Here is a 17,198-nt window from a genome sequence, read left to right on the forward strand (position 1 = left end):
TCTAGGGCGTTGGGGCGCAGGCTACAGAGCCGAGGCGGGCGGGGGTACCCGTTCCCTGAGCCACCAGATACACGGTGCCATTGGCATCACGCTGCCAACCCTGGGCCTCGCGAAGGGGTGAGGCGGCGGTGGAGGTGTTTGAATCGCGATCGCTTGGGTTTGTGGCAGCGCTGGTAGGTTGGGGCTGGGCGATCGCCGCTGGTGCTTCCGCCTGCCCTTCCAGATCCAAAAAGTCGTGCCACAGGGCATTGGGCGTGAGCGGATCGGTGGGGTTAGTGGGCACCCCGCCCCGGCCAACGTTAGTAAACCGACTTGCGCTGGCGCTGACGCCGCAGCCCTGGGCCAGAGGCGGGGGGCTGAAGTCGGCGGGCAGCGTCGTCCCCGGCTGTAGGGTCACATCAGGATTGCTGATTGCGACGGTGCCCGCAATGCCCGCCTCAGAACTGGCGTTGATTTCGCTGATGGCCAGGCGATCGGGGGAGGAGTTGACCACCAGGCCAAACACCCCCTGGGCGGTGATGCCGATGTTGCCCCCGTTGCCCAACTCGGCGCTGGCGAGGATGTCGCTGTTTTCTACAGACACCGCCACCACAAAGCCGTTGGGGGCGTTAATGGCAATATTGCCCCCGTTGGCGGCGTTGCCCGCCCGAGCTGAAATGCTGCTGCCGTTACGCAGCACCAACAGGGCCAAGTCGTTGAGGGCAATGTTGCCCCCGGCAATGCCCAGGGTTTCCGCCGAGAGACGCCCACCATTCAGTAGCGCTAGTACCCTGGCCGAAATGCGCAAATCTCCGGCAGTGGTGTTGGCGCTACCCACAAAGAGTCCCGCCCCATCCCGCACGGTAAGACTGGGGGCCACCAGATCGAGGCTGCCTGCGTTGCCCGTGGCGCTACTAGAGGAGTCAACGGCGATCGCTGTAAACGTGCCTCTCCCCGTTGGGCTGCCTCCAGAAGCTGGGGCGATCGCCGTCGAGCCATGTCCCTGCACCTCAATCCAGTCCCGCGCGCGAATAATAACGCTACCCGCATCGCCCGCCCCTAGGGTAGAAGCCACAATTTGCCCATCGTCTTGCACCGTTAGCCGCCCGGTTTCAATCACCACATTGCCGCCATTGCCCGCAGCCGGTTGAGTGACTTGACTTTCAATCCGCGACAGCTGCTCGGCTGCATTGCGCCCCATGACCACTATAGAGTCTTGAATTTGCAAATCAAGGTTGCCACTATTGCCAGTGCCCTGGGTGGTGGCAGAAATAACCCCACCATCACGAACCACTAGGCGGTTGCCGCGCAGCAACAGTTGTCCTCCATTGCCCCCGTCTGCTGCGCGGGTTTCAGCAGAAATAGCCGTAGAAAACCCCTGGCCCGACGACTGTCGGCCATCGATTTCAATGTCGATGGCGTTGATGTCGATGGTGCCACCATTCCCCTGGCCGATGGTGTCGTTGTTGATTTGTCCATCCCGTTGCAACAGTAATCGAGGGGTAGAAAGGGCAATGTTTCCGGCATTGCCACGTCCCTGGGTTTGGCTGCTGATGACACTTGTAGCTGTTCGGCCTGGCGAAATTCCAGCAATCTCGATCAGATCTGTAGCCTCAATAAAAATGTTGCCACTTTCGCCATCGCCCACCGTTCCCGCGACGATTTGCCCACCATTGGTCAACGAGAGACGGCCCGTGGTCAGACTAATTTGACCTGCAGCTGTTTCACCGACGGTAAACGCGCTGATGCTGCTCCAGCTTTCACCCGTAGGAAACTGAGGCGTTGCGATCGCACCCTCGATTTCCACAAACTCGGCAGCGTCGATAACAACATTGCCGCTGGCCCCCTGGCTCTGGTTGTCAACGCCGATGTAGGCTCCCTGGAGCACGCGCAGCTGAGCGGTGTTAATTGCAATGTTGCCGCCGTCACCCGTCGCCTGCGAACTGGCAAAGATGCCGCTCGGAAAAACGCCGCTGCCCAGGGTACCGATCACATTGACGGCCTCGGTAGCGTTGATGGTTACATCCCCAGCCTGGCCCGCCCCAAAGGTTGAAGCTGAGATAATAGCCCCCGATTCAATGGTCAGCGTGCCCGTGTTGATCGTTAGGTCTAGGCCAGCCCCCGTGCCCCCAAAGGGGCGCAGCAAAATGCCCCCGGCTAGGCCATTGGGCAGAGTGCCCGATAGAAGAATGTTTTCTGGAGCCGTCAACACCACTTGCCCCCCGTCAATGTCGCCCACGTTAAAGGCCAGCAGGGCAGCGCCTTCGGTGATACTAATGCGGCTCCCTTGAATCTGTAGATTGCTCGCCCCCTCGCCGGTTATCTCCACCACTGCGCCGTTGATCAACCGCACCGGGCGTAGGCTCTGATCTGAAACCGCCGCCAGGGCGTAGTTTGAACCAGTGGCCTCAAGCCCAAGAACGGCATTTTCCCCCAGCCCAGCGAGTTCAACTCTGCCCCCTGGGGCCAGCAACAGGCTGTTGTCTAAAACCACCTCGCCGCCCACAAAGGCCAGGGTCTTTTGACCGGGCACCGCCAGTCCCCCGAAGGATGTATTGATCAGCGGCCCCGGCTGCGCCCCCATTTGCAGCCCCAGGGGCACACCAATCGTCAGCAGCGGCGGGGCCTGGGGGTTGCTGGCGCTAAACCGCAGGTTGTTCTCAAACAGCACGCTATCGGCGCTACTCACTACCAGCGAACCACTCAGATCCAGCGCCGCATTGGGGCCAAACACTACACCATTCGGGTTGAGCAAAAACAAGTCCGCAGCTCCCAGTACCCCCAGAGTACCGAGAATCTCGGAGGGGTTGGCCCCGGTGACCCGGCTAAAGATGCGATCGACCCCGCCAGGGTTGGCAAAATACACCTGCTGCCCGTCTAGCACATTGAAATCGGAGAAGCTGTGAAACAGGCTGCCACCCCGCTGGGCACCGGCCTCGATCAACTCGGCGGGGCTGCCGTTGACTGTGGTGGTGTTAATAGTAGAGGCTTCGCTCCCCAGACTGGCGTCGGGGGTGATCTGGGCCTGGGCGTTGGAGCCGGGCATCACGAGGCTGAGCAGGCTGAGGGCTACAGCGGGCCAGCCAGGGTGGGCGTAAGGATTGGGCACGGTCGCATCCTTTGAACGGGGGCACGGGTCACAGAATGGCGTGAGGGCAAAAAATTGGCAGCAATGCCGACGGGGGATTGCTGCCAATTCTAGGCGATCGCGCCCGGTGAGAGCGTTAGGGCTCGCTATTACACCTCCCCGGCGCTAAACACTTGGTGGTACAGGAAACACCTGGTAGTACAGGCTCATGTAGCTCAGAATGTCCGCCTTGGCGGGCTCCAACTCTGGCAGCACCTGCTGAATGGCCTCTTCTACGGCGGCCTTGAACTCGCCGTAGTCACTGGTCTTAGTCTTGACATAGGGTTCTAACCGTTTGATCAGTTCCCAGTTGCTGTCGATGTTGGCTACGCGGAGCTGTTCGTCGATGCTGCTGGCATTGGGTGTACCAATTTCAGGCAGCACCCGACTCACGTAGGTAACCCGGTGCAGCACCCGCCAGGGAGTACCACTTGTTTTGTCAAGCGCCTGCCGCAGGGCAGCCGCATTGGGGTCAGAGCTTTGCTCCAGCCAGACCCTATCGACCACTTTATTGGCAAAGTCCTTAAAGTGTTCTTCGTTAGGCTCCAGGTAGAAGGTCATAAAGCGGTAGCCATCGACCTTGCCAGGGCAGCGGGCGCGGTTGCCCTCCGCATCTAGCGCCGATCGCCCCACCAGTTTGGCCTGCGCCTCATTGGCGATCAAGATGTCGCGCTCCACCTCCAGATTGACCTCAACGCCAAAGCTTTTTTCAGACTCTATGCTCTTAGTTTTAGTGAGGTTGAGGTGCCCACCCGCCATGGCTTCCATTTCAAAAACCACTGCCGCTTTCCCTACTGCAAACTTGAGTTCAGCAAACAGTCCGCCCATACCTGACACAGAAAATTCTCCTGCAGTCACTTCCTGGCGAGTCTCCATAAACTGCTGGGTCTCAGCAAATAGACCGCCATCCGCCGTCCATACATAGGTATTGAACATGTTGCGGCTGGTCAGCCCCGGTAAATCATTCGCCAGGTTGGTTGTTGCGGTGGGAGAGGTCTCGGTTTTCTTCAAGACCGCCAGGCCGCCGTTGCCGCCGCTGCGGGTTGGGGTAGGGTTAAAGCTCAGATAGTGAGCTTCCAGCTCTTTCTGCTCCTTCTCAATTCGGTTCTTTAGGGCATAGGCTTCAATCGGCTTGAAGTAGCTGCGGTCTGGGCTGTAGTCTTTGGCATTGGGGTAGTCTTTCTGGTCGGGCTTTAAGCCAATGCGGCCATCCAGAGTGCCCTGTTTGCAGTAGCGGTTGTTCATCGGGAAGATGATGATATTCCAGTCTTTGGGAATATCGGGATTGGGCTGCATGCGCAGCGCCACGGTCACTCGCCGCGCTGGGTCAGGATGCTTCAGGCGCATGGCGAAGACATCCGCGGTTTCCGACTGCACCAGAGCAAACCCTACATTTTTAGGCACGTAGCGCCGCCCCATTTCGGGGTATTGCACCCGCTTTTGGTCTTCCCAGTCGCCCTGTACCCCTAACCGACTGAGTTTATTGGTGGTCTTACCAATGGCCACCTGCTGCTCATTGATCCAGCTCTCAGAGATATCTAAGCTACCCTGAATACCAATGGCGCTTTCGATGTTGGCGATCTGGTCTGAAATACCAATGCCTGCTGATGTCTCTGATTTAATACCAACACCGGCTTTGAATCTGATTGCCGTATCGTAACCACCCTCCTTGGTTTGAGAGTAAGTGTAGGTGGTATTGTCCGCTTCGGTTAGGTCAATGACGCTAACGTTTTCGTAACCTTGCCCTAGATCAGGTATCCGGATGGTGAGATTCTCGCTGGGTACTGGGGGTGCCCCCTCAATAAAGCCGATGATCTGCGGATCGTACTGAGCCTGGCCAATCCATTCCAGTTCTAGGTCACCGACTTTGTAGCCGGTCACCAGGTGCCACTGGCCGCTTTCAATGTAGCTGTAGCAGCGTTTCATCACCCCAATCTGGTTGCCGTCACCGTCGTACTGCATGTCACCATACTCTTGCACGGTAGGCGTGCTCGACAGGTGCTTGGCATGGAAGCTAGATCGGGCCTGGGCCAGCGCACTGCGCACCTGGGCCGTTTCTTCGCTAATGGGAGCGGTAGAAATGGTGAAGGGTTTGCTGCCCAGAGCCGTACTGATAGCTAGATCGAGCCCTCGGCCAGAGCTATCTTTTACGGCGGATGGGGCCGGGTTAATCTGAGATTCTTCGTCAAACCTGTAGTAGGCGATCAGGTGCTGATAGTCACCGATTAGTCGGCGAAACAGGTTGTCTTGAATCTGCTCTTCGGTGCGGGCGACGCGCCAGATGCGGATTTCATCCATTTCTCCTACAAAAGGCTTTTCCTGCGCATCGACTGGAGATCCGTCCCCCTTGTTGCTCATGCCCAGGTGAAACTGGGCCGGGCCGTACTTGGGTCTGGGCTGCAATGGATCATTTTCCCAGGGAGTGGTCACCACAGGATTGCCGTTGACATACACCTGGATGCGAGAAGCAGCGGGGTCAGTGCTCTTAATCCAGCTGGCTCCGGTAATGGTGCCGTGGTTTTGACCTTTGGCATCTTCGGTAAATGCTCCGTCGTTTTCTTCAAACTGCCACCAGGCTACCAGCCCTTTTTCTCGCCCTTTGATGGGTTGCCCCAGATCCTGCTGACCCAGTGCTGTATTCCACAGGCGGACTTCAGAAATTTCGCCTTGGAAGTAGCAGGTGCCACCTGGCCAATTAGCACCTTCTGGTTTGGCGAAAGCCTTACCGATCAGCAGGTTGCCGTTGCTGCTGCCAATGGTGCCGGTATAGGACTGATTCAATTTGGTGTAGGTGGGGTTGCTTCCCGGTACTTGCTTGAAGAAATACACATCGGTCAGCTCTTGGATGGTGAAATCTGCCCCGCTGCCGCTTTTTTCTGTTGTCTTTTTGCGGGTTACGCCAATGCGATAGGTTTTCCCTGCCTCGATAGTGCCGAATTCTTCCGGTGAGGTTAGAAAAACGTTGTGGTGATTCTTGTCTTCGAACGCCAGCACCAGACGACCCTCGGTATCGATATAGAGGGCGTAGGGGCAGTCTTGATCGGTACCGTCATCAATTTGGCCCTTGGTGAGAATGCCTCGGGGGGCATCCAGGTCGGCCAGGCGAATAGTGGCTTCAATGGTGAGGTCATCGGTCAGGTCAAGGGTGATGTCGCTGCCGCAGTTGACCTGATCGCGATCGCGCTTAAACTCCAACCCGTAGGACTGATTAAACGAGGCCGCCAAATGGTGCCACTGGACGGATTGAATCATGGGAGCGGTTTGCACAAAGGTGTCGCCTACCCCCACAAACAGGTGATACAGAGAGCCAAGGTCTCCGGCATGACCCTGGTGCAACCCGTAGGAGCGCAACCCCATGGTGTAGGGCACCGCCTTTGGATCACTAGGATCGACCGAACTGTGATGGATCAGGCGAGTTGTGCCCTTGGGAAACGCCACATGCTTGACCCAGGCTTCAAGGGTGAGGTCAGCGTCAGTGGAAAATTTACCCACCTCGTCCTTGGGGTCGTTCGGATCGTGGAGCAAGCCCACGACGTTGGTCGCCTGTAAACCAGACCCTGCTGCTGGTTTATCAAAATTGAGGGCACTGCCGTAGGTATCGGTAAACCATTGACCACTCAGGCCCTTTTGAATATCGCTAGCGGTGCCGTTGAAAATTGCTCCCTGACTGGTCACCGGGTTGACATTAAACAGCAACGACCCCTGGCTGAGCGATCGCATTACCCGGTTGGTGCTGGCATTAGCGTCGTAGTCGTAGGTCAGGCGGTAGACCGAGTCGCCGACTTCAAAGCTGGCCCCAGGGCCGATCTCAGGGGCTACGACTTCAACCTGAGTCGCCTTTTCCTGCACTTGCTCCAGGCGGGGCTGTCCCTGGACCGTGCATGGCCGGTTCCGAGCAGAATAATCTCTGGCCGTAGTGTCTCCCTGGGGAGATTGACCAAACCGCCAGCAGCCAACCAGGGTATTCGTGCCGCTATCTTGCCCAGTTAGGTAGCGCGACAGGTTGGCTTGAATATCCGCTTCAGGGCGGGCTTCACTCCAGATTCTGACTTCCCCAATCATGCCCTTGAAATAGCGCTGGGGGTTACTGCTCCAGCGACCGATATAAAGCGGTCCCCGACCCATGAATGGGGCGCGCCCCATCGCCGTCTTGTCAAGCCGACCATTGATAAAGATGGCCTGTTCACCGGTTTCGCGAGTATAGCGCCAGGCAATGTGGTACCAGGTTTTGGGCAAAAGCTGATAGTCACTGGTTAAATCATTCATTCCACCAAAAAAGCCAAAATGGGGTTTGCCCTGGCGAATGGTCAGATGGAGAGACTTAGTCTCGGCCCGCTCGTCCATGCCTAGAACCGGGCTGTCCTGGTTGAGGGCGGCTTCATCTACCCAGACCCAGGCTTCAGCGGTAAAGCTCTCGGCTACAGAAAGGGACGAACCTGAAGGTGTTCCCTGAGGCAGAATCGTTTCGATCGCTCCTAACTGGATGTAGTCATCTTTGCCATCTAAAACCAGGGCGGCTCCGCGAAATGGCGGAAACACTCTTGCGACTCTCGCCTGAGTTTTCTGGCTGCCGACCAGCAGCACATCGCCGATCGCCACCGTCTGCTGCCCTCGCCCTTCTAGGGATAATTTGGTGGCAGTTTCGGTGGTGGAATGGTGAGTGACCTGCCCGACATAGGTGGGTTGGGCTGCCCCATTTAATACGTCAGCAAACTGCTGAGGCTGGCGGGGCACCTGATGCCAGATCTCTTCAATATCCAGGCTGGGGCTTTTTAGGGTGACGGTGCAGGTAGCCTCACTCTCACCGCTCACCTCAATTTCGCAGTTGTCAAAGGCGGCCCCGGTAGAACGGGCGATAAACTCAGCCTGGGGTTGCTCCTTGGGCAACCCATAGGTCGCCCGACCTGCCAAGACGTTGTAGTAGGCCGCCAGAAAGTGGTTTTCCTGGGCACTGGTTGTCTCGCCTTTAAAGTAGAGACTGATGCGCCCGTTGACGGTTTCAAATAGGTGAGGAGCGTGGGTGGTGTTGGCAAACCCTAAGATACCTCCAGAAACCGTCAATCCGGTGGGGTCGGTCAACACCGACGGCATGGCAATTTTAGGGTCAATTTGGCTCACCTGTTTGGCGCTCTCAAGCCTTTGTTGAGCCTCGCTGAGCTGATTGTTAAGGCTGGGAAACTCAGCTGTTAGCCTGCGGCTCTCCTTATCTATTTCCAGATTAAGTTCCCGCCGAAACAGGCTTAATTTAGAGAGCAAATCGTGCTCCCAATCCTCTAATTCAAGGCCGGACTCATAAACTTGAGGCTCCATTCTATCCTTTCCAGTAGCAGCCTTAATGCTATTTCTGGCGCTGTAACTTATTGGATATTTGACGAATTCTCCACCCTTGAAGAAAAGAATAGTGTCGAGTGTTTCAGAAGTGTAGGCGGCATCTAAATTGCCATTATCCAGCCATGTCTCTGGAAAATCTGGAAATAGCTCGGAAATGAGATTAACTGAGGCAATTGTTGTGTTAATCACTCCAGTAACAAAGTTTCTGTTCTTCCGAACCACCGCACACAATTTTCCTTTGAAAAGATAGGTGTCAAAAAAGGATCTTTTACTGGCTTGATCCCAATCACCTTGCCGATTTGTTGCTGCGTCGATACCAGAAGATTCGACCTGATTTTGCCATGCTTGCCAATAAGCTTCATTGACACTGTCAGGGAGGGTAGACCAGGTTCCGGTCGAAGGCTTAAAGACCTCTGTAATAGGGGACGCACCAAGAGGTTGAATAGGATATCGATCCCTACCATCGTTAATGCGATACTTGTGACATTTTAAGCCGCTAAATATGTAGTACTCACGTTCTCCGAAGTGTGCGATCGCCTCAATGGCCGGATCTGTTCCAAACACTTTTGTGCTGTCAATTCCGGGTAGGGTGCCTACAACAGAGCTTAAATGTACAGTCGCTGCATTTGAATTTATCTCAATCTCGCCAGATTGCTTTCCGACAAAGAATACCCAATTATACCCAGCCTGAGTAATGGCAGTACAAAGAGAGCCATTTTGGATTGTTTCCTCAATTTGTTCGATACGGTTTTGGTGAGACTGAATAGTGCTGTTTAGTCTATCGACTTCGCTTTCAGCCTGACTGATGTCATCCAACGCGTCATTGATAGATTCGATCTTTAATTCCTCGAGGTTTATAGTGTCGGGTACCTGAGCTAAATTGCCTTCTCGATTGATAGCAAAATCAAGCACAGTGATGTGATGAGGCAATGGCGATTCAATCGTTTCAGTTCGATTGAATACTTGCGGGATAAGCAGACCGAGGGAATTCAAGCTATGTCTAACTTCAGGGATTTGAACACTAATACTAGGAATTGACGCATCTTGGGTTGGCACCGCAAACATGATGCGAGCGCTGCGCTTGAGGGGCTTTTCTTCTTCAGGGTTGTAGCCAGTGGCGGCCTTTTCCTGCTGGTGGTAGAGCAAGGCGGCACAGCCAGCGGTGATGGTGCGACCTTCAAAGCTAAAGCTAGACCGTCGCACACCGGGATGTTCACCCACCGGGGCTTGCGACTTGACCCAGCTCTTGGCAATATCTGCTGACGCTGTGTTGCCGGTAATAAATTGACCGTGGCGGGCGTAGTCGGTCTGGTCATAGAGGGTAGTGCCAGCGCCTTCGTCAAACCGCCAGTAGCCGATCAGGTCGGGTTCGTTGCCTACCAGGCGGTGGTTCATGTCTTCGATCAGGTTCTGGGACGCGATTGCCCGGTTCCAGACTCTCACCTCATCGATGACGCCTTTGAAAAGGTTGGCTTGCTGGTTATCGCAGCCAAAATAGAGGGTTGAAGCTTGAACGGTTGATTGAGCCGTTACTTGAGCGGTCGTTGTCCCTTCAGGTTTAACGAGTTGGCCGTCTACATAAAGCGTTAGCTCAGTAGCCTTCACCGTTATTGCCAAATGATGAAACTGCCCGTCTTCGATCGCAACTTGGTAAGCGACGTTGGTTTCTCGATCGCCCAAAACGTAGGACAGTTTGAGGGTACCGATGGCGGTCAAATACTGCACCTGGTACTGGCTGTGGGCAATCAGAGTTTGTACCGGGTTTGATTCTGCTGAATTGGCTTGAATCCAAGCTTCGAGGGTCAGGTCTTTGCTTTGAGTAAGAGAAAAGTCTGGATCACCGTTGCCCTGGCCAGAGTATTCAACTTTGACGTACTCACTCACCCCGTTGAGGGCCAGCGCCGATTCGGCATAGCCCTCCCGGCTAACAATAGGAATTAGGTCTTGGCCCGTAAACGGACAGGTGCCGGGTTGCCGCTCAAACACATCGTTCTGATAGGCGGGTTCAGGGCTGGTGTAGTAGCGGGTGCCCCGGGTATTAAACAGGCCATCGGCAGCGCGCTCAATATTGAAGGAGTCCATGCGCTGGGTCTTAGCGTTGTAGGCAAAGATTTGCCAGCGCTGCACATCGGGAATCGCGGTGGGAATCAGCAGCACGCTGAAGCGCCCCTCCTGCATGTTGCGGATAAAGCTGAGCTGCTGGGTGGGCTCATAGAATTCTTTTTTCTCCAGGTCTGCGTGGCCCAGGGCATCTTTGCGGCTAGCCGGTAAATCTTTGTGGCGGCTGCGCTGATAGCGCACCTCCAACTTGTTCTTCAATTCGCCGCTCACGTAGACAAAGCGGTCGAGCAGCAGGGTTTGATCGACAAATTCGAGAGTCGCCTGGTTACTATCCTTTGCAACCTTGCCCTCGGCATCATGGGCCTTTGCCTGCCGAAACACGTAAATGTGCTGATTGTCAGACACAACCTGAAAAGGGCTATCTGCTGTCAGCCGAGCGGTCGTAGAGAGGAACTGATCTATTTCTTCACCTAGCCCTTCGGTGCCACTAAGAATGACGGTGGGCATCTGGCGGACCCCGGCGGCACTGTAGCCAACGGCAGACAATTCTTTGGGAAACTGGAGTTCTACGGGTTCACGATCCCAATGGTCAACATCGAGCTGACTTTCGATATCCGAACGTTCCATATCTAGCACGGAGTAGTAAATCCGGCGTTTATCATCCATAGCAAAGGCGATCACAGTGCCCTTGTGGGTCACCATCGTGGTGTATTTAAAGGTGGTTGCGTTAGCGGCACCATAGGTCTTGACGAATTTCTGAGTGAGAGAAGTCATGATGATGTCCCTTTAATCATTGTGTGGAATAGAGTTTGCAGCGCCATTCAGGCGTTACACACCTATGCGGGACAGGTTTCAGGTTTATGCAGGGTCTGGGAGAATGTTCTAATTTTTTTTATCCCCCCAAATGGGTTGAATCGATGAAACGCCAGGGCTTTGAGATTTGCTGTTATGATCCATCCCAAGTTCGATTACCTCTGGTTTGAATGCAACCACGGCACACCGTTTTAGAGATGTTCTCAACCTTGATTGGGTTTGAGCACGATCGCTTTCAGCAGTGGTTAATTGAACCGGCCCTGCGGCGCAATTTGCAGCGACACGACTCTTCTGCAATGGGGGTAGACCCAAGCCCAGACTTCTGGGTGCTGTACTGGCACCGCATTTGGAGGGACAATGAACCGGCTCTGGCCCAGTCATTGGCCCTCGGCCATTTAATCGCCTTTTTGCAGGAAACGGGGTATTGGGTGGCCCAGCGCACCGCTCGCCAGCTGAAGGGGGTGCAGTACGGGGTAGCGGATTGTTTTCAGCTGGCGATCGCCACTATACCGTCCCTGCTCAAAAGCTACAGCCCCACCCACGGGGCCAGCCTCGCCACCTACGCCGGACTCTGCTTTGGCAATGCTCTTCGCGATCGCCTGCGGCAGCAGCAGGAAGTCACCAGCCGCAGCGACTGGGGCCTGCTGCGCAAGGCCAGCCAAAAACAAATTATCGAAGCGCTCCAGGGGGCGGGGCTAAACCCTGAGCAGGTCACGGCCCACCGCCTGGCCTGGATGGCCTACAAAACCTGCTGGGCCGGGCCTACCGCCGCCACCCGCCAGCTATCGGCCCCCGATGGGGCGACCTGGGAGGCGATCGCCACCTTCTGCAACCGCCAGTGCGGAGAGGATGTGCCACCTGTGACCGCCGCTACTGCTGAACAATGGCTGCGGGCCACAGCCCAGGCCCTGCGGCGACTGCTGCACCCGGCGGTGGTGTCGCTGAATGTACCCAAATTTGACGATGGCGGCGAATGGCAAGACGACCTGCCCGCTGTGGGCGAAACCCCCTGGGGACAGCTGATTCGTCAGGAAGAGGTGCAGGAACGGCGGCGGCAGCGGGAACAAGTGGGCGAGCGGCTGCGGGGGGCGATCGCATCCCTGCCCGACGCCGACCAGCAGTTGCTCAGGCTCTACTACGATCGGCACAGCACCCAGCAGCAGATCGCCGAGCAGTTGCAGATTAAGCAATACACCGTATCGCGGCGGCTGAGCCGGGTTCGAGACGCACTGCTGCTCGACCTGGCCCAGTGGAGCCAGGCAACCCTACATATTTCGATTACATCGCCCGTACTAAAGCAAATGGGTTTGGTGCTGGAGGAATGGCTCCAGCAAACGTTTAGCAAACCCACAGAAACTACTCCGCAGGATCGCCTGCTAAAAGCTTAGGTTCCCAAGATGCTACTAGAACAATCAATCTGTCGGCTAAAGATTCCGGACGCGACTCACCACCGCGCCTGGGAGATGAGTCAAACGGCCCCTCAACTGGGGCTGCGCTTGCAGATCTACCTCAATCAGGTGGGGTTAGAAACCCTGGTACCCTGGCTTCAGAAAACCCTCTTGGATTCAGGGATGACCGTGGAGTGCTCTGCCCCCGCCCCCCAGCAATGGGCCTGGGTAAGCGGGTTTAGCCTGGCGCTAGCGCGGGTAGGGCAGCCCCCGGTGCGGCTGGTGTGCCTGCCCAGTGAAACCATGGATCGCAGCGAGTTTCGCGTCCCCCAAGAATGGGTTGACCTGCCCCGCTGGGCTGGAGACTACTATCTGGCGGCGGAGGTAGACCCCGACCAGCAGATCCTTGAGGTATGGGGCTACGCCACCCATGCCCAGCTCAAAACCCAGGGTGCTTATGATAGCTGCGATCGCACCTACAGCCTGGAGGGCACCGAGATGTTTCCCGATCTGGGAGCCCTGGGGGTGATGCTGCAAGTGGGCACCGAGCCGACTCGCAGCGCGATCGCCCCTCTGCCCCCCCTCGCCCCCGAGCGCTGCGCCGCCCTGATCAACCACCTGCACCAACCCCAGACACTCATTCCCCGGTTGCAGATTCCCTTTGCCGAGTGGGGTGCCTTGCTGGAGCAGCCCGACGCCTTTGCTCAACTCTGCCATCCACCCATCCACCCATCCACCCCCATCACCCGCCTCAGCCAGTGGTTCGACAACGTATTCGATAACGCAGTAGACGCCGGTTGGCGAACTCTGGAAAACCTCTTTGGCCCTGGCCCCAACCTGGCCCTGGGGCTACGGGGCAACGCCACCGAAACTGAGGTGCGACGCGCCAAGGCCATTCACCTGGGGAGTGATCAGCTGCCCCTGTGGCTGTTCGTGCGGCTGGAACCCGAGGAGAATGGTCGCTACGGCATTCGCGTACGCCTGTTGCCAATGGCGATCGATACGTCCCTGCCCACGGCCACCCGCCTGACGCTGTATGCGGACAATGGTGAAGTCGTGCAGACCGTCACAGCCCACCAGCAGGATGCCGCCATTCAGCTCAAGCGGTTTCGCTGCCCGCCGGGGACGGCCTTTGCGGTGGAAGTGGCGATCGCAGACGCCGTCGTCACCGAGTCATTCTTAACCTGACATGCAGCCACTGGTCGTTCTCAACCTGGGCAACGGAGACTGGGACAGCGGCTGCCCCAGCGTGGTGGCGCAGCTCTGGACCGAAGCCCAGGCCGCGCCCATGCAGTGGACTGGGTCACTGCCCCCCTGGCCCGAGCTGGGGCAGCACTGGGGTGATTGGCGACGCAGCTACACCGCCCTGTACGCCCACCGGGGCTGGCAGCGGTCATTCCCCGTTTTTGAAATCGACGAGGACGACATCACCCACTTCTCCCCAGCAGAGTTTGAGCAGCTCTGCCGCCAGGTGCGCCACAGCCTGAATCGGTGGCTGCAATCGGAGGGCTTTCGCGGCATCGATCAGGCCCTGCGCACCCACCTGGCCCCCACCGATGAGGTGCGCCTGATCATCACCGCTCAGGCGCGCAATTTGCTGCGGTTGCCCTGGCACCTGTGGCGCTTTTTTGACGACTATCCTTGGGCCGAGCCTGCCTTGAGCCTGCCCAGCTATGGCCGGGCGGTGAAGACGGCTAGCGATTCACCCAGTGCAGCCATGGTGCGCATTTTAGTGGTGCTGGGCAACGCCGAGGGCATTGATGTCGAGCGCGATCGCACCCTGCTCGAACGGCTGCCCCAGGCCAGCGTCACCGTGCTGGTCGAACCCGACCGCGCCACCCTGCACCGCCACCTGTGGGAGGCCGACTGGGAAGTGCTGTTTTTTGCCGGTCACAGCTCCAGTCAGGTGGGGGCCAGCCAGGGTGAAAATCCGGCCCCCCAGGGCTGCCTCCAGATCAACCGCGCCGAAAGCCTTACCCTCGACGACCTGCGTTACGGCCTGCGGCGGGCCATTAGCCACGGGCTCAAGCTGGCAATCTTTAATTCCTGCGACGGCCTGGGCCTGGCCTGGGACTTGGCCGATCTCCACATATCCCAGGTGATTGTGATGCGGGAACCGGTGCCCGATCGCGTCGCCCAGTCCTTTTTGCAGCCGTTTTTAACCGCTTTTGCCAACCAGCAGTCGCTGTACCAATCGGTGCGGCTGGCCCGCGAACAGCTCCAGGGCCTGGAGGGAGAATTTCCCTGTGCCAGCTGGCTACCGATAATTTACCAAAACCCAGCTGAGGCTCTTACGCCCTGGCAGGGCTGGCGATCGCCAACCGTCCCTCCTGCCGATCTTTCCACTTTTCCTACCCCCCTAACCGTCTCAACCCCTGCCGCGCGCGCTCCCCACCCGGCTGCTCTGTTGATGGTTGGACTGCTCACTAGCCTGGCGGTTAGCAGCTTGGTGCTGGGTGTGCGATCGGTTGGAATGCTTCAGCCCCTAGAGCTGTGGGCCTTCGATCGCCTACAGTCCCTCCGCCCCAACGAAGGCGTGGACGATCGCTTTCTGGTCGTCACCCTGACCGAAGCCGACATTCAGGCCCAGCCCCAGTCGGAACGGGTGGGTTCCCTGTCTGACGAGGCCCTGGAACAGGTGCTACAGGCCCTCGAACCCCACCAGCCTCGGGTAATTGGCCTGGATATTTACCGCGATCGCCCCACCGATCCGCAGCTGCAACCAGTGACTCAGGCGCTACAGCAAAACGATCGCCTGCTAGTAGTGTGCAAAAGCCGAGACACCCTCTTTGACCCAGTGGGCATTGCCCCACCGCCGGAGGTGCCCGCCAACCGAGTGGGGTTTAGCGACTTTATCGAAGACAGCGATGGCGTGCTGCGGCGGCAGTTGGTGGCCCTCGACCCCGACCCGGCCTCCCCCTGCACCGCGCCCTACTCCTTTAGTGCCCGTCTGGCCTTTCGCTATTTAGAAGACGACGGCATCGACCCTAGCTTTACCCCCGACGGCCATCTCCAGCTAGGAGAGACGATTTTTCGACGGGTTCGGCCCCGCTGGGGCGGTTACCAGGGCATTGATGCGGCAGGCAACCAGCTAATGCTGAACTACCGATCGCTGGCCGTGCCCCACGCTATTGCGGCCCAGGTTTCCCTCAGCCAGCTGCTGGCGGGGCATGTAGCCCCCGATGCGATTCGCGATCGCATTGTGCTGCTGGGCATTACCGCCCCCAGCGCAGGCGACTACTGGTTTACCCCCTTTGGCTCTAGCCGGGCCGACCGGGTGGCGGGGGTCTTTGTGCAGGCCCACATGACCAGCCAACTGCTCAGCGCCGTGCTCGACGGGCGACCGATGCTGTGGGTGTGGCCGCTGGCGGGTGAGGCGCTGTGGCTGATGGGGTGGGGCCTGGTGGGTTCCAGCATTGGGCTCCGGCGGCGAGGGCGCGATCGCAGCCTGGCCGGGGTTTTGGCTCTGGGAATCTTGACTGGCAGCAGCTTTATCCTCTTGTTTGGGGGTGGCTGGGTGCCCCTCGTACCGGCAGCGCTGGTGGGTCTGCTGGCGGGTGGCCTTGCCCCGCTTGTCTATTTCAAACGTTTAAACCTTTGAACGTTTGTGAATGCCGATATGAATGCCGAAATTTTGTAGCGTCAGGGTGTAGTTCCCACCTGTAGCACCGATACTGATTACTACTCCTCAACTAAAGGCCATGAACTACGCCGCCCTTCGCCCCCTGGTTCTTGTCAGCGCCCTTGCCTGGGGTGCAGTGACCTGTGCTCCGCCAGGGCAGGCCCAGGAACCCCCAATTTCTGCCCCCGCCGCCCCCGCCGAAGCTCTATCCCGTAGTCAAATTCTCTTCAACGCGCCGCCGCCGCCCCGCCAGGGCACCCCCGGTGGGCGATCGCAGGGGGGAGCCAGTCGCGGCCCCTGCCAAGACTTTGCCGGTTTGACGGCGCTGGTGCCCACCACCGACGGCGTGGTCTGGGGCCAAACTACCCAAGCGGCTCCTTCCCTGTGGGTTTACCTGCCCCATCCCCTCAGCGCTAACACCCCTCTAGAGCTGACTTTGCAAGATGCCAACGACAACTATCTATATGCCACCAGCCTAGAAGCGGATACCTCTCCTGGATTGATTCAGTTTGAAATAGCGCCTGAAACCCCCTTGCAGCCCGACCAGCTCTACACCTGGACACTGGTGATCTCCTGCGACCCGGCCCAGCCAACTGAGTCGGTTTTTGTCAACGGCACCCTTCAGCCGGTTCCCCTCGCTCCGGGGCTCCAGGCTCAGATGGCGGTAGCCAGTAAGCTAGAGCAGGCCAGGCTCTATGCCGCCAATGGCATTTGGCACGATGCCCTCAATACCCTGGCCACCCACCAGCAGGCTCAGCCCGCTAGTGCCCAAGCGACCTCAGCCTGGGTCGATTTGCTCCAGCAGGCGGGGTTCGAGGATTTAGCCTCAGAACCGTTTAGCCCCTGCTGTCTCCCTTAAGCCGTGGAGGTGGGGAGA

Annotated in this window: 6 protein-coding genes; 4 read left to right on the top strand and 2 right to left on the bottom strand. The window is 57.8% G+C overall.

The features are described from left to right. Nucleotide 1: 1 nt before the first annotated feature. Together VB780_RS11630 and VB780_RS11635 are read right to left on the bottom strand one after the other, a co-directional pair. On the bottom strand, nt 2-3,088 hold the full coding sequence (locus VB780_RS11630) for a filamentous hemagglutinin N-terminal domain-containing protein (protein WP_323351318.1): 3,087 nt from the start codon (nt 3,086-3,088) through the stop codon (nt 2-4). A gap of 144 nt (nt 3,089-3,232) precedes the next feature. Then, nucleotides 3,233-11,272, bottom strand: coding sequence for a LamG-like jellyroll fold domain-containing protein (locus VB780_RS11635; RefSeq protein ID WP_323351319.1), 8,040 nt, complete (start codon nt 11,270-11,272; stop codon nt 3,233-3,235). Between the two features lie 209 nt (nt 11,273-11,481). Between VB780_RS11635 and VB780_RS11640 the strand changes: the two genes are divergently transcribed. From VB780_RS11640 to VB780_RS11655, 4 genes are all read left to right on the top strand, one after another. Beyond that, nucleotides 11,482-12,699 carry a sigma-70 family RNA polymerase sigma factor gene (locus VB780_RS11640; RefSeq protein ID WP_323351320.1) on the top strand — a complete coding sequence of 406 codons (1,218 nt, stop codon included), beginning with the start codon at nt 11,482-11,484 and terminating at the stop codon, nt 12,697-12,699. Nucleotides 12,700-12,708: 9 nt separating this feature from the next. Continuing rightward, nucleotides 12,709-13,887, top strand: coding sequence for a DUF1822 family protein (locus tag VB780_RS11645; RefSeq protein WP_323351321.1), 1,179 nt, complete (start codon nt 12,709-12,711; stop codon nt 13,885-13,887). A 1-nt stretch (nt 13,888) separates the two neighbouring features. After that, nucleotides 13,889-16,300, top strand: coding sequence for a CHASE2 domain-containing protein (locus VB780_RS11650; RefSeq protein WP_323351322.1), 2,412 nt, complete (start codon nt 13,889-13,891; stop codon nt 16,298-16,300). A 100-nt stretch (nt 16,301-16,400) separates the two neighbouring features. Next, complete coding sequence (locus tag VB780_RS11655; RefSeq protein ID WP_323351323.1) at nt 16,401-17,180, top strand: DUF928 domain-containing protein; 780 nt, start codon at nt 16,401-16,403, stop codon at nt 17,178-17,180. The last annotated feature ends 18 nt before the right edge of the window (nt 17,181-17,198 follow it).

Source organism: Leptolyngbya sp. CCNP1308, assembly GCF_034932455.1.
GTDB lineage: Bacteria > Cyanobacteriota > Cyanobacteriia > Phormidesmidales > Phormidesmidaceae > Nodosilinea.

Bases quoted from the DNA above. Each gene is read 5' to 3' on its own strand.
- VB780_RS11635 (WP_323351319.1), bottom strand. From the start codon at position 11,272: ATGACTTCTCTCACTCAGAAATTCGTCAAGACCTATGGTGCCGCTAAC.
- VB780_RS11640 (WP_323351320.1), top strand. From the start codon at position 11,482: ATGCAACCACGGCACACCGTTTTAGAGATGTTCTCAACCTTGATTGGG.
- VB780_RS11645 (WP_323351321.1), top strand. From the start codon at position 12,709: ATGCTACTAGAACAATCAATCTGTCGGCTAAAGATTCCGGACGCGACT.
- VB780_RS11650 (WP_323351322.1), top strand. From the start codon at position 13,889: ATGCAGCCACTGGTCGTTCTCAACCTGGGCAACGGAGACTGGGACAGC.
- VB780_RS11655 (WP_323351323.1), top strand. From the start codon at position 16,401: ATGAACTACGCCGCCCTTCGCCCCCTGGTTCTTGTCAGCGCCCTTGCC.